Here is a 14,152-nt window from a genome sequence, read left to right as displayed (position 1 = left end):
CACTTTTTTGTTTTTAACAGAGCTATAATGTTAAAAATGAACTCTTTCTTGTTCAGATATTTAGTTTTTCATTAAATTTATCAAAAGTACAGGAATGAAAAAAATCTGTTATTTGCCGGGACTGATCAGCGCTGTACTCATTCCGCCGCTGTTCTGGTATTATGGAAGTCAGAGGATTCAGTCGCAATATACGGTGATGGATCTGGGGCTTCCGGCAAAACACAAATATAATGACCAATTAGGTGATGCCCTTAAGCCAATCAGGAACTGGAACTACAAAAAAATTGTGATAAACCCTAATACAGCTCTTCAAAACCAACAATACTATGTTTCGGAACTGAAAAAGCTTCAGGCTGGAAATGAAAAAGAGACAGGAATAGAATTTGTGATTGGGGATAAAAATAACCTGCAGGACCTTATTGCTTTATTTGATGCCATGGCATTGGCAAAACAAGAATCTTATGGCCTAGATATAGAAAAGACTGATCATCTTTTCGCTATTCATCAGTATAAGGATTCCAATACAATTGAAAAAAGACAGGGAATTGATTGTGGAACCAGAGATGCAAGTATTTTTTACACAGTAGATGAACATTATAAAGGCATTGAAAAATTTAAATATTTACTTGAACTGCCTGAAAAATCTTATTATATCATCTTTGGATTTCTATTGTTCCTGAATATTTCGATGTTCAGTATTAAAGAAAATCTTCAGATTCAAAGAAAAAGACTGATATGAAAAAGATCTATTATTTCCCTGGCTTGATTAGCGCTGTACTCATTCCGCTGCTGTTCTGGTATTATGGAAATAAGAGGGTTCAGCCGCAATATACCGTGATGGACCTGGGAATTCCGGCAAAGCAAAAATACAATGATACTTTAGACAATACCCTTGAACCCTATAGGAACTGGAACTACAAAAAAATTGTAGTAAAGCCTAATACTGCTCTTCAAAACCAGCAATATTATGTTACGGAACTGAAAAGACTTCAGGCAAAAAATGAAAAAGAAACGGGAATTGAGTTTATTATTGATGATCGTAACACTTACCAGGATTTTATAGCTTTAATGAGTACTATGGAACTCGCCAAACAGGAAACCTTTGGTATTGATGTAGGAAAAACCGGTCATTTTTTTGCGATTCATTTTTATAAAGATCCTAATAAAAACGATGCTACTTGCGGAGGAACAGTTGGAGGCGAATATCATAAAAGAAAAGATCAAATCAATTTTTCTGATCTTGAAAGCCTTATAAAAAACCTTCCCAAACAGTCATTTTACATACTTTTTGGTTTTTTATTTCTTGTCAATATCTCCATGCTTAATATCAAAGAAAACCTCCAAATCAAAAGAAAGAGATTCGTATGAAAAAGATCTATTATTTCCCTGGCTTGATTAGCGCCATACTCATTCCGCTGATTTTCTGGTATTATGGAAGCCAGAAATTTGAAGAAATAAACCTTAATGTTATGGATATATGGCTTCCAGCAAAAGCAAAAAATGGGGAAAAACAATCACTTTTAAGCTTTGAGCCTTACAGAAACTGGAAGTATAAAAAAATAAGAGTTGAGCCTGATAAACCTAAAGAAAATTCAGCATTCTATGTTTCAGAAGTTAAGAAACTTCAAAAAAGGAATGAAAAGAATACAGGAATTGAATTTATTTTAGACAAAAGCAATACTTATGGAGATTTTGCTTCTTTATTGAATGATATGGCAATTGCCCAACACGACACCTATGCATATGATTTGGAAAAGACAGGCCATTTATTTGCAACTGTAAATTACATTGATCCAAATGTAAGAGAACTCGAGTATGAATGTCTCCTTTGCAATGATGTTATTGGTATAAATGAGGTATATAAAGTGACTTTTTTTGATGAGATTCAGCAGTTTTTAATCCATCTTCCTAAAGAAGCGTATTATATTATCTTTGGATTTCTTTTCCTTTTAAATTTTTCAATGCTCAGTATAAAAGAAAGATTTCAAATGTCCCATTAAACAAAATAAAAAAAGACCGCTTTTCAGCGGTCTTCCTTCCTATTACTTTTTATCCAGCAGAGAAATATATTCTCCGTAGCCTTTTTTCTCCATTTCAGCTTTCGGTATGAACTTCAGCGAAGCACTGTTGATACAATATCGTAAACCTCCTTTATCCGCAGGACCGTCTGTGAAAACATGTCCAAGGTGGGCGTCTCCGGTCTTGCTTCTTACTTCCACTCTTACCATTCCTGCAGATTTATCCATTTTCTCCTCGATCAGCTTTTTGGTGATCGGTTTTGAGAAGCTTGGCCATCCGCAGCCGGATTCAAATTTATCTGTCGAAATAAATAAAGGCTCACCTGTTGTGATATCCACATAAATTCCTTCACGGGTTTCATCCCAGTATTCATTCTGGAAAGGTCTTTCTGTTGCATTTTCCTGAGTCACATTATACTGTTCTGCAGTCAGTTTTTCTTTTAAAACTTTTTTATCCTGCTTCTGGTATTTTGCTTTAGGAAGCGGGTTGGCATTTTTAGCCATTTCAAAAAGTCCCGGTTCAATGTGGCAATAACCTCCGGGATTTTTATCCAGATAATCCTGATGATAATCTTCCGCTTTATAGAAGTTTTTCAACTCAACAGTTTCTACCACTACAGGCTGGGAGTAATTGGCAGATAATTTCGACACTTCATTCTTCACCACAGTTTCATCCCTTTTGTTGGTGAAATAAATACCCGTTCTGTACTGATCTCCCCTGTCGTTTCCTTGCTTGTTAAGGCTTGTAGGATCAATTGTTTTAAAATAAAGATCGATCAGTAACTTCAGATCAACCTGGTCAGGATCATATTTTACTTTTACTGTTTCCGCAAAACCTGTGGTATGGCTCACCACTTCCTCATACGTAGGATTCTGGGTATTTCCGTTGGCATAGCCTACTTCAGTTCCTACAACCCCGCGAATCTGCTGAAAAAAGTGTTCCGTACCCCAAAAACATCCACCTGCAAAATAAATTTCTCTTACATTTTTATTATCCATAATTTCCTGATTTTCCTTTTCTTTTGTTAATTCTTTGGACTTAGAATTCTTAAAAAGTCCCGATCCTGCAGCAAAAACTGCGACACCCAGAATAATTCCGAGCACGATAAATATATTTTTCATTTTTTTCTTTTTATCCATTACTTTGTATTGTTTTGAAAGATCATTAAACCAAAACCTAACAGCATCACATCCTTCAGTATAAAGAAATCTGTGACAGGAACTCCATCCACCACTTTCCAGACCCCAGGGGTTGTAAAAAGATAGCTCAGCGTTACCAGGAAGGTGGCTATCATCCCGATTGCGGCATACTTCCTTAGAGATGCAAATTTCACACTAAATACCAGAAGTAATGCAATGATTATCTCTATCGCTCCGATAGCATTTGACACCGTCTGCATCCCTGCTATTTTATATACGAAGAAAGTAAGAAAATGGTTTTCCACCAAAGGTTTGATGGCGGCAGCCTCTGTGGGTGTAAATTTGAATATTCCGATCCAGAGCAAAATCAATGCAGCTCCGAAAAGCGAAATATAATACCCTGATTTGTACGTTGCAGATTCAACGTTAATTGTTGATGTTCCGTTCATGTCTTTTAGATTTTGAATGATACTTTATTATTTTCAAAAGTATAGTCGGAACCGTTTCAAAATCCTGACAGTATTTTGTCTAAATATCTAATTTATTTAAAATTTTATTTTTAAAAGACTGAATATCAGAATCATTTATTTCAATATTTTCTTTCTGGGAACGTTTTCTTTTTAAAATATCATCCAGGATTTTCAGCTTTTCTTCATAAGCCCTGCACCACTTGCAGATTTTTAAGTGCAAAGAAAGCTGCCTGTCTTCCTTTCGGGAGATAAGCTGTGCATTCCTCTTTTCCATCAGCAGGGTTGCCTTGCTGCATGGCAGGAACAGAATATGAATTAATTTTCTCAACATGTTTATCGTATGGTTATAGTTTGGCAAACCAGTTATTATCCAGACATTCCCTCAGCTGCATTCTGCTTCGCTGAAGAACCTTCCACAGGTTAGTCGCAGAAATCTGCAATTCCTGACTAACTTCCGGTGCTTTTTTCTCCTGAAGGTAGTACATTTTCAACGGAATCTTCCATCTGGCGGGCAAATCCTCAATACAGTCTTCCAGGGTTTTATTAAAATCATCATTATCCAGCAGCTCAGTTTCTTTTTCCGAGGCATTCCAGTCATTCAAAACGCTGTCATTTTTCCAGGATCCTGTCTCATCAAAGAAGTGATCCAAATTTATCTGAGGTTCAGATTTATATTTTTTCCGGTAAAAATCAGCAGCTTTTCTGTTTAAAATAGCATTCAGCCAGGTAAGCGGCTGGCTTTTCCCTTCAAAAGATCCGTAAGACGAAAATGCAGCCAAAAAGACTTCCTGCACTATATCTTCAGCTTCAGTTCTGTCTGAAAGCAGATAGGTCGCTCTTTTCAAAAGAGGTTCCGAATATTGCTCTACCCAGCTTTTCAGCACTTCGTTTTTAGTCATCAGCACATTTTAATATGATTAGCTCCGTATAAAACCAGAAGAAAAAGTACGGAGTATAGTATAGTAAGAAGTAATGCAAAATACCCTATCCTATTTTTTCTTTCAAGCTTTAAACTCCAAACCGCTAATACCCAATTTACAATAAGCATTGGAATTAATATATAAATACAAAAATTCACCAATACAGACATTACAGAGTCTGTAATATATTCATGAAATAAATAGATGAAAATAATTAAGACAGGATAAGCAAGTAAAATTCCTATTACCCACTGAGCCAGTATTTGTGCTTTTGATTTCAATCTGTTTTAAATATTTTCAGAAAGGTAAATATTTTTTCTAAAATATTCGTTATTTGTTATTGCAGATAGAATTGAAATGGCCTTCTTTTTTAAAATAATATTACTGAGATTGCTTCGTTGCTTACGCTGTTCGCAATGACATATTGGAAAATAAGATTAATATTATTTCATGTATCCGGCGCCATTCAAAACATAGCATAAAATTATTACAAATCGCTTAAAAACATTAAATTTGCATCTTATCAAAAATTGATAGTTTTAAAAGCAAAGCAATACTATGACATCACAAGAGATACGTCAAAAATTTTTAGATTATTTTAAAAGCAAAGACCACCTGATCGTTCCTTCAGCTCCTATCGTGCTGAAAGACGACCCTACCCTTATGTTTTCCAACTCAGGAATGACGCAGTTCAAGGATTTTTTCTTAGGCTACAAAACTCCTACGGCCCCAAGAATTGCCGATACACAGAAATGTCTGAGAGTTTCCGGAAAACACAACGATCTGGATGATGTGGGTAGAGATACTTATCACCATACCATGTTCGAAATGCTGGGGAACTGGTCTTTCGGTGATTATTTCAAAAAAGATGCTATTGCTTTTGCCTGGGAATTACTGACTGAAGTATTCGGTATTCCAAAAGAGAATTTATATGTAACCATTTTCGAAGGTGATGCCTCCGAAAACCTCGAAAGGGACCAGGATGCATATGATTTCTGGAAATCCCATATTTCTGAAGACAGGATTATCAACGGAAACAAAAAAGATAATTTCTGGGAAATGGGTGAAAGCGGGCCTTGCGGACCTTGCTCGGAAATCCATGTTGATTTAAGAAGTGAAGAAGAAAAAGCTAAAGTTTCAGGACTTGAATTAGTCAACAACGACCATCCTCAGGTAGTGGAAGTATGGAACCTGGTTTTCATGGAATTCAACAGAAAGGCTGACAAATCTCTGGAAAAGCTTCCTGCACAGCATGTGGATACAGGAATGGGCTTTGAGCGTCTTTGTATGGCGCTTCAGGGAAAATCTTCCAACTATGACACAGACGTTTTCACTCCGCTTATTGCTAAAGTGGAAGAACTTTCAGGTAAAAAATATACCGGAATTTTAGAAGACGAAAAAGATATTGCGATCCGTGTTGTGGTAGACCACATCAGAGCGGTTGCTTTTGCTATTGCAGACGGGCAATTGCCTTCCAACGGAGGAGCCGGATATGTGATCAGAAGAATTTTAAGAAGAGCGATTTCTTATTCTTACCGGTTCTTGGATATGAAGGAGCCCTTCCTTTATAAATTGGTTGCTGTACTTCAGGAGCAGATGGGTCCTTTCTTCCCGGAAATCGAGAAGCAGGGAAAACTGGTTTCTGAGGTGATCAAAAGTGAAGAAGATTCATTCTTAAAAACAATTGAAAACGGACTGATCAGAGTGGAAAAATTAATTCAGCAAACGATTGCAGAGCATTCAAAAGTATTACCAAGTGTAGAAGTTTTTGAATTATACGATACTTACGGTTTCCCTGATGATTTAACCAGGATCATTGCGGAAGAGAAAGGTTTGACGATTGATGAAGGCGGATTCAAAGCTGAGATGGAAAAACAGAAACTTCGTTCAAAAGCTGATTCTGCGCAGAAAGTATATGATTGGGTGACACTGGATGAAAGGAGCGAAAACTTTGTAGGTTATGATCAGATTGAAGCTGAAACTTATATTACAAGATACAGAAAAGTAGAAAACAAAGACGGGGAATTTTACCAGGTGGTATTAAGCAACTCGCCTTTCTATCCTGAAGGCGGTGGCCAGGTTGGAGATAAAGGAGTGCTGGAAAATGCTGTGGAAAGCTTTGAAGTCTTAGAAACTAAAAAAGAAAACGGACTGATTATTTCTTTAATCAATGGTCTTCCGAAAGATGCCGGAGCTGTTTTCTATGCTAAAGTTAATGCTGACGACAGAAGAAATTCTCAGGCCAACCACTCTGTAACCCACCTTCTACATGAAGCTCTGAGAGAGGTTCTGGGAAATCATGTTGAACAAAAAGGTTCTTACGTAGGCCCTGATTACCTTCGTTTCGACTTCTCTCATTTCAATAAAATGACGGAAGAAGAACTGGCTTTGGTAGAAGAAAAAGTAAACCATAAGATCAAGGAAAGCATTGCCTTACAGGAATTCAGAAGCATTCCTATCCAGGAGGCTTTGGATAAAGGAGCTATGGCTTTGTTCGGTGAGAAATACGGCGACAATGTGAGAATGATCCAATTCGGAAGCTCTAAAGAACTTTGCGGAGGAACTCACGTAAAAAACACCATCGAAATCGGGCATTTCAAAATCGTTTCTGAAAGTTCTGCAGCTGCAGGAATCAGAAGAATTGAAGCAATTTCCGGAGATAAGTCTGAGGAATATTTCAAAAATCTGGAAAAACAAATTACCGAGCTTTCCCAATTACTGAAATCCAAAGATGTGGTAAAATCCATTGAAAAGCTGATAGAGGAAAATGCATCATTAAAGGCTGAAGTGGAAGGATTCAAAAAAGAAAAGGCAAAAGGAGAAATCGGAGACTGGAAAAATGCTTACGAGCAGAAAGGAAACAAACAGCTGCTGGTGAAGAAAACTTCTCTTGATGCAGGTTCTGTGAAAGATATTGTATTCCAGCTGAAAAGAGAAATCCCCGCATCCGTAACCATTATTCTTTCTGATGCCGACGGAAAACCAATGATCACCGTCGGAGTGTCTGATGACCTTGCTGCAGAATACCAGGCCGGAGCTATCGTTAAAGATCTTGCGAAAGAGATCCAGGGCGGCGGCGGCGGAAATCCGGGCTTTGCCACTGCCGGAGGTAAAAACCTTGACGGTTTGGAAAATGCTTATCAAAAAGCCCTGAATATTTAGGACTGATTATCCCTATCTCATAAACACTAAGCTCCTGAAAATTTCAGGAGCTTTTTTATTTATAACCATTCTAATTATTGACTTTGTCTTAACAAACCATTCCCCAAACTTAAGTTATTTGTTTCGCCTTATTAAAATATAGTTCACAATAGACTATTAGTTTTGTTTCGATCAAAATTCAAAAAAGTAATTATGAAAATTAATAAAAGTATTGGAGCTTTATTGTTTGCAACCATGGTTTTTCATGGCTGTAATGATGACAACAATGATGGGCAGCAAACCAATCCTGTCAATCAAAATATCAAAATTGAAAATTTCTCGAAGGAGCCGGCCTTTGTTTTCGGGATGCCTGGTTTTGAAAACCTTAACATTACCACTTTAATATCAAGTTCTGATGTTCTTTCCGGTACTCCTAATTTTGTTTTTGCGGGCCAGCCGGATGGGATGGGAATTATGAAAGATCCTAATTCTGACGGTTTCCTGATGATTACCAACCATGAGATCACACAGTCTGTATCAAGAGTTTATTTAGATAAAACATTCAGGCCTTTTAAAGGAGAATATATCCTGAACGGAATTGGTGGTATGACAAGATTATGTTCCGCCACTCTTGCCACTCCTGAAACTCACGGATTCAGTGCTTTTCTTACTGCCGGGGAATCCGGGGAGGAAAGTATGGTTCACGCTATCAATCCGCTGGCGCCAGCTTCTCAGGCATCTGATAAGAGTAGAGTAAAACCTGCTTTGGGAAAAGCTTCTATGGAAAATGCCGTTCCTCTTCCTAAAGATATTTCAGGTGGAAAAACATACATCATAATCGGTGAGGACCAATCCTACTCTTCTTCACATCAATCAGCAGGACAATTGATCATGTATGTTTCCAATACACAGGGAGACCTTGATAACGGAAAATTATATTCCTTAAAAAGAACAAACAGCAACTATACAGAAACTGATATGGTAAAGGGAAGCTCTTACGATGTAGAATTCGTGGAAATTCCAAATGCCAAAAATTTAACAGGTGCACAAATCAACCAGAAAAATATTGATAACAACGCCATCCGTTTTTCAAGGGTTGAAGATGTAGATTACAGAAAAGGAGCCGGAAAAGGAAGAGAAATTTACTTCACGGCAACCGGAGAATCTTCAAACGGAGTGAATCCAAAACCGGGATTGACGATGTGGGGAAGAGTATACAAGCTTGTTCTTAATGAAAATAACATGCTTACCGGAAAACTGGAGGTTGTAGCAGAAGGAGATTCCAATCCCGGACATAACCTGATCAATCCTGACAATTTATGCGTTACTGAAAACTTCGTTTACATTCAGGAAGATGGTGATTCTTATTATACGGCAGCAACTCACGATTCTTACATCTGGCAGTTGAATATTGCGACAAAGCAGTATAAGCCGTGGTTAAATATGAAGCATAACAGAAATGATACAGCATGGCAAACAGCCTATAACCAGTCCGGACAACTTCAGAAATTCGGTTCATGGGAATATGGAGCAATGGTTGACATTTCTGATATCATTGGAGTACCGAATACCTTCACTGTGAACATTCACTCGCACACCTGGCAGAAGGATAAGTTTAAGAATGCTGATGGTGCCGGCGTGAATACCAATCTGGAAGGCGGCCAGATCGTAATCATAAGAAACGTAGAAAAATAATTTTTAAGTATCCAATAAAAATTCAAAGTATCAGCGGGAAATTTTCCGTTGATACTTTTTCATGCCTATGAAAATGCTTTTCAAATACCCTGTCCTTCTCATTGTATGCACAGCAGCTGTTCTTTTTGTACTTTCTCAGTGCAAAGGTGACCGGTATCAGCCTATTAATGAAGATCTTATTGCTGTAAAAAGTGAAATAGCCAAAACAAATGCTTCTTTTGAAAAACAGATCAATGAGCTGATCATTCTGGTCTCAAAAAATGCAGATGAAAAAACGTTGCAGAAAAAATTTGAGGAACTCAGGATAACCTATAAAAAGATGGAATGGGCAGTAGAATATTTCCTCCCCAATTCAGCAAGATTTATCAACGGTCCTGCCCTGCCTGAAATTGAAATGGATGAGCATACTGAACTGGAACCTGAAGGTCTCCAGGTTTTGGAAGAGCTTTTCTATCCTTATACCGCTGAAAACAAAAACGAAACCATCCGGTATCTGAAGAAGCTGATCAATAAAAGCAATACCATTAAAACCAACTTTCAGGCAATTTCTATCAGCAAAGATCAGGTTTTTGATGCTGTAAGACAGGAAATATTCAGAGTTTCCAGCCTTGGAATCTCCGGTTTTGACACACCAGTTTCCGGAACATTTTTAAAAGAAATGCCTTATTCTATAGAAGCCGCTCTTTTGACTTTACAGCAGATTTCTACTGACAAGTCAAAAGACAAAGCTTTAAAAAAGTTCAGCACTGCTGTGAATTCGGCTATTGCTGTTCTGAAAAAAAATACAGACAGGAATACTTTTGACTATGTCCATTTTATTCCGGATCATTTAAATAAAATCTCTTCTTTATTGCTGGAATTTAAAAAACAGGAAGGTATTCCGGACATTGAGGTAACTTCTGCCTTACATAAAAATGCCACTGATTTTTTCTCAAAAAATGCTTTTAATCCCAATGCATTCACTCCGGGAAAAGAATTTGTCTTCTCCGATGAAAAAGCTGGTCTGGGAAAATTATTATTTAATGACAAAATCCTTTCCAATAATAACAGCAGAAGCTGTTCAACCTGTCATATTCCAGAAAAAGCATTTACAGATGGCAGGGCAAAGTCTATGTCTTTGGAAAATACAGAATTACAGAGAAATGCACCATCACTAAATTATGCAGGATTTCAGCACGGACAGTTCTGGGATATGCGGAAAGAAGATCTGGAAGGGCAAAGCTCCGATGTAATCTCCAATAAAGAAGAAATGCACGGTGATCTAAATGTTATTCTTGGAAAAATTAATCAGAGCTCAAAATACCTTCCCGAATTCAGGAAAATCTATAAATCCCAAAAAGCTGAAGTTTGGCAGCTGCAGAATGTATTGGCAAGCTACATCCGCTCTTTAGCCAAGTTCAATTCTAATTTTGATGACTATATGAGAGGAAACAGATCTGCCATGACAGAAAGCCAGCAAAAGGGATTTAATCTTTTTGTAGGAAAGGCCCAATGTGCCTTATGCCACTTTATTCCTTTATTCAATGGTACCGTTCCTCCGAATTTCAAAAAAACAGAACAGGAAGTTCTGGGAACTGCAGTTAACGGAGACAACAAAACGTTTGATCAGGATCCGGGAAGAGGAAAATTCCATGAAACCGTGGAGTCCCTTCAGCATTCCTTCAAAACTCCAACGCTTAGAAACATCAGCAAAACAGCCCCCTATATGCATAACGGAGGGTATAGAACTTTAAAAGAGGTCATGAATTTTTATAATAAAGGAGGGGGTAAAAATTTCGGCTTTAAAGTAGAAAATCAAACCCTTTCTGATGCACCTTTACATCTTAATGATAAAGAAATTGATCATATTATCGACTTCATGAATTCACTGGATGATAAATAAGACATATCAGTTAATCTAATTATCCAAAAAATTTCTATTGGTATTTTTACTGCATTTTCTATCTACAAACAGATTGGATCATCTATTAACTCATCATAAAAACTTTCTCACAACAAGAAATATCATTACTTTTGATCTAGTTTTTGCATGAAAAGGTTTTTACTCTTACTATTTTTTTTAATGTCCTTCTTTGGTTATTCCCAATCAAAGATCAGGGTCATTGATGAAACTGACCAGAAACCTATATCCAATGCCCAAATATCCTGTGACGGTAAAATTTTAGGGTTTACCGATATCCAGGGTTCATTGGAATTTAAGGCATCATGCAGTACCATTGAAATCCAGGCAGAACGCTACCAGAAAGAAACGGCCTCTGTAGAGGCTGATATGGAAGTTTCTTTACTGAAAAAAACATCGAAAACCACTGATATTGAAACGGTAATCATTGAAGACCGAAGTGATCCAAGAGCCTTGGAGATTCTGAAAAAAGTCAACCGGTTATTTAAGGAAAATTCACCTAAAAGTTTGGATTCCTATTCTTTTAAATCGTACGAAAAAATCTCTCTGGACATAGATCAGGACAGCATTAGCGAGTTTAATAAATTCTTTAACAACACGGATTTTTTCAAGAAAAAGAGGGAGAAAGACTCCATTAGCAATATCTCGGCAAAACAAATCTTTTCAAAAAGCAAGCTCTTTTTATGGGAAAGGGCTCAGGAGTTTCTGTATGCTAAACAGTACGGTGAAAAGATCAATATCCTGGACAATAGAATTTCAGGTCTCAAGCAGCCTATTTATGAAATGATCGCCATTCAGCAAAGTAACCGTGATAAAATTCCTAACCAGATCAAACAGGAAAACAGAGGGCTTTACCGCTTTTTCCTTTCCGATACTATTGAAGTAAACGGAAGAAAAACATTCGTGATCCGCTTCCGTGAAGTGAATTACAAAAAACAGGACAAAAAAAGAAAGTACAACGGCGCCATCTATATAGACACAGAGACTTACGGGATCCAGAAAATAGAAAACTTCAGCAAGAATAAAAATGATGGTATTATTACCAGTACCTGGGTTTTCTATAACAATAAATGGTTCCTGGCTCAGGAAAAAGTAAAACTCAGGATGAGCAGGGTGGCTATGGAAGAGGATAAGAAAAAGAGAACAGAAGAGCATCCTGAAAAGAAAGACAGGACCAGTTTCGGAACGTATGCTTTTCTTACCTCTACCTATTTTGATTTCAAGTCGCCTACTGAAGAAACTAAAAACGATTTTAAAGGTTATACATTTTCTGTAAAAAATGCAGACGGGCATCTCCTGGACCAGTACAGGACCGAACCGCTCACGGAAAGAGAAAAAAATACTTACACAACCATCGACAGCCTTGGGAAAAAGTATAATATCGACAGTAAAGCTAAAGTACTGACCGGCCTTATCAACGGACAGATCAGGATGGGCATCGTAGATTTTGCAGTAGACGAAATTGTGAACTATAACTTATATGAAGGCTTCAGAGTAGGTTTAAAAGCTAAACTGAATGAAACTTTCAACCCTTACTTTTCACCGGACTATTATTTTGCCTACGGGTTTAAGGATGATAAGTGGAAATATGGAATTGGCCTTGACATGAAAACGAGTCTTGACAAGAATTCATTCTTCAGGGCTGAATATTATGATGATGTAACGGCATCCGGAGAGTTTTACAGAAGACTATGGAATTTCAAAATGAGGATGATGAATTACGGAAATAACCTCAACAATGATAAATACTATCATTTCAGAGGTGCTTCCCTATCCTATCTGAATGATGTTACCAATGGGCTTACATTGGTTTTTGCTGCAAAAAGGAACATCGAAGAAGCCAAATTTGATTATGACTTCAGGGGAAGAGGCGGTGAATTTGATAATTTCAATACTTTATTTACCTTAAAATACTCACCGAATTCTACCAATATCATGACCCCTCAGGGAAAATCGATCATTGACCAGAAATATCCTGAGCTGTATTTCAATTATGAACAGAGTTACAAAATACTGGGCGGAGATTTCAATTATACCCGTTTTGATGCCTTGTTTGTCCATAACTTCAAAACCATACTCGGCACTACGGGATTCAGGCTATATGGAGGAATGGTTTTTGGCGAAGCTCCAATCTGGAAGCATTTTACCATGAACGGATTGGCTTCTCCGAAAAAGGATTTTAATTTTAACCTCACGTCCTACCTGGGTTTTGCCACACTGGAGGGCGGAAAGTATTATAATGATAAATTCATTGCCTATTATTTTACCCACAAGCTTCCTCTATATTTCAAAAGTTTTGGACAGAATATTTCCAGCTTCGATTTTGTATTAAGAGGAACCATCGGAGATATGAAGCATCCCGAATACCATGATTTTAAATTCAGAAAGCTGGATCACCTTTACCAGGAAGTCGGCCTTGAATGGAACAATTTCCTTTCCAGCTATTTCAATTTAGGATTGTTTTACAGGGTTGGTTACTACACCACTCCCAATTTTAAACAGAATTTTGCCATCCAGTTTAAACTGAAGCTTCTGGAATTTTAAAAGCCTTAAACTTAAAAAATCCCCCGACTTTAGTCAAAATCATAAATACATAAATACATAAATACATAAATACATAAATCAAAATATGCAGAGAATAGAAATAAAAGCAGAACAGTTTTTTGAATTATTAAAATTAAAAGATACCTCGATGTGGGAAATTTTCTCACAAATGATCGACAGCAATGAAAAAGAAATTATATTTCTTGACAACGAAGACAAAATCCTTTTCAACTATATTCTTCCTGCCGGACAGGAAAAACTGGAGGAAGACAGAAAGGAATTTTCAAAACAGTTTTCAGATAAATTGGCTAACTTCAATTAAAA

The 14,152-nt window shown here is 37.2% G+C and carries 12 protein-coding genes; 8 read left to right on the top strand and 4 right to left on the bottom strand.

Annotated features, from left to right (window positions below):
* Positions 1–94 precede the first annotated feature (94 nt).
* The 3 genes from ACM40_RS14185 (at position 95) to ACM40_RS14175 (ending at position 2,000) form a co-directional block, all read left to right on the top strand.
* On the top strand, positions 95–739 hold the full coding sequence (locus ACM40_RS14185; RefSeq protein ID WP_048503405.1) for a hypothetical protein: 645 nt from the start codon (positions 95–97) through the stop codon (positions 737–739).
* Positions 736–1,368 carry a hypothetical protein gene (locus tag ACM40_RS14180; protein ID WP_048503404.1) on the top strand — a complete coding sequence of 211 codons (633 nt, stop codon included), beginning with the start codon at positions 736–738 and terminating at the stop codon, positions 1,366–1,368. The genes ACM40_RS14185 and ACM40_RS14180 overlap by 4 nt, the downstream gene beginning before the upstream one ends.
* A 101-nt stretch (positions 1,369–1,469) precedes the next feature.
* Entirely contained in the window at positions 1,470–2,000 is a 531-nt protein-coding gene (locus tag ACM40_RS14175) for a hypothetical protein (RefSeq protein WP_228376186.1), read from the top strand.
* 42 nt (positions 2,001–2,042) lie between these two features.
* Here the strand turns inward: ACM40_RS14175 and msrB are convergent, their stop codons facing one another.
* The 4 genes from msrB to ACM40_RS14155 form a co-directional block, all read right to left on the bottom strand.
* Entirely contained in the window at positions 2,043–3,140 is a 1,098-nt protein-coding gene (gene msrB / locus ACM40_RS14170) for a peptide-methionine (R)-S-oxide reductase MsrB (RefSeq protein WP_083996886.1), read from the bottom strand.
* A gap of 17 nt (positions 3,141–3,157) precedes the next feature.
* Positions 3,158–3,607 carry a DUF417 family protein gene (locus ACM40_RS14165; RefSeq protein ID WP_048503401.1) on the bottom strand — a complete coding sequence of 150 codons (450 nt, stop codon included), beginning with the start codon at positions 3,605–3,607 and terminating at the stop codon, positions 3,158–3,160.
* A 79-nt stretch (positions 3,608–3,686) separates the two neighbouring features.
* Positions 3,687–3,959, bottom strand: a complete 273-nt coding sequence (locus tag ACM40_RS14160) for a hypothetical protein (RefSeq protein WP_048503400.1) — start codon at positions 3,957–3,959, stop codon at positions 3,687–3,689.
* A gap of 13 nt (positions 3,960–3,972) precedes the next feature.
* Positions 3,973–4,527 carry a sigma-70 family RNA polymerase sigma factor gene (locus ACM40_RS14155; RefSeq protein WP_117614871.1) on the bottom strand — a complete coding sequence of 185 codons (555 nt, stop codon included), beginning with the start codon at positions 4,525–4,527 and terminating at the stop codon, positions 3,973–3,975.
* 579 nt (positions 4,528–5,106) lie between these two features.
* Between ACM40_RS14155 and alaS the strand changes: the two genes are divergently transcribed.
* The 5 genes from alaS to ACM40_RS14125 all read left to right on the top strand — a co-directional run bounded on the left by alaS (position 5,107) and on the right by ACM40_RS14125 (position 14,150).
* On the top strand, positions 5,107–7,710 hold the full coding sequence (gene alaS, locus ACM40_RS14145) for an alanine--tRNA ligase (RefSeq protein WP_048503398.1): 2,604 nt from the start codon (positions 5,107–5,109) through the stop codon (positions 7,708–7,710).
* 192 nt (positions 7,711–7,902) lie between these two features.
* The gene (locus ACM40_RS14140) at positions 7,903–9,384 is read left to right on the top strand and encodes a hypothetical protein (protein ID WP_048503397.1); all 1,482 of its coding nucleotides are present in this window, start codon (positions 7,903–7,905) and stop codon (positions 9,382–9,384) included.
* Positions 9,385–9,457: 73 nt separating this feature from the next.
* Complete coding sequence (locus tag ACM40_RS14135; protein ID WP_228376185.1) at positions 9,458–11,266, top strand: cytochrome-c peroxidase; 1,809 nt, start codon at positions 9,458–9,460, stop codon at positions 11,264–11,266.
* Positions 11,267–11,446: 180 nt separating this feature from the next.
* Positions 11,447–13,828, top strand: coding sequence for a hypothetical protein (locus ACM40_RS14130; protein ID WP_228376184.1), 2,382 nt, complete (start codon positions 11,447–11,449; stop codon positions 13,826–13,828).
* An 85-nt stretch (positions 13,829–13,913) separates the two neighbouring features.
* Positions 13,914–14,150 (top strand): hypothetical protein, encoded by a 237-nt coding sequence (locus tag ACM40_RS14125; protein ID WP_048503395.1) that lies wholly within the window; start codon positions 13,914–13,916, stop codon positions 14,148–14,150.
* Positions 14,151–14,152 lie beyond the last annotated feature (2 nt).

This window comes from Chryseobacterium sp. BLS98 (assembly GCF_001045445.1).
Lineage (GTDB): Bacteria > Bacteroidota > Bacteroidia > Flavobacteriales > Weeksellaceae > Chryseobacterium.
This window is presented reverse-complemented; position numbering and strand designations above follow the sequence as displayed.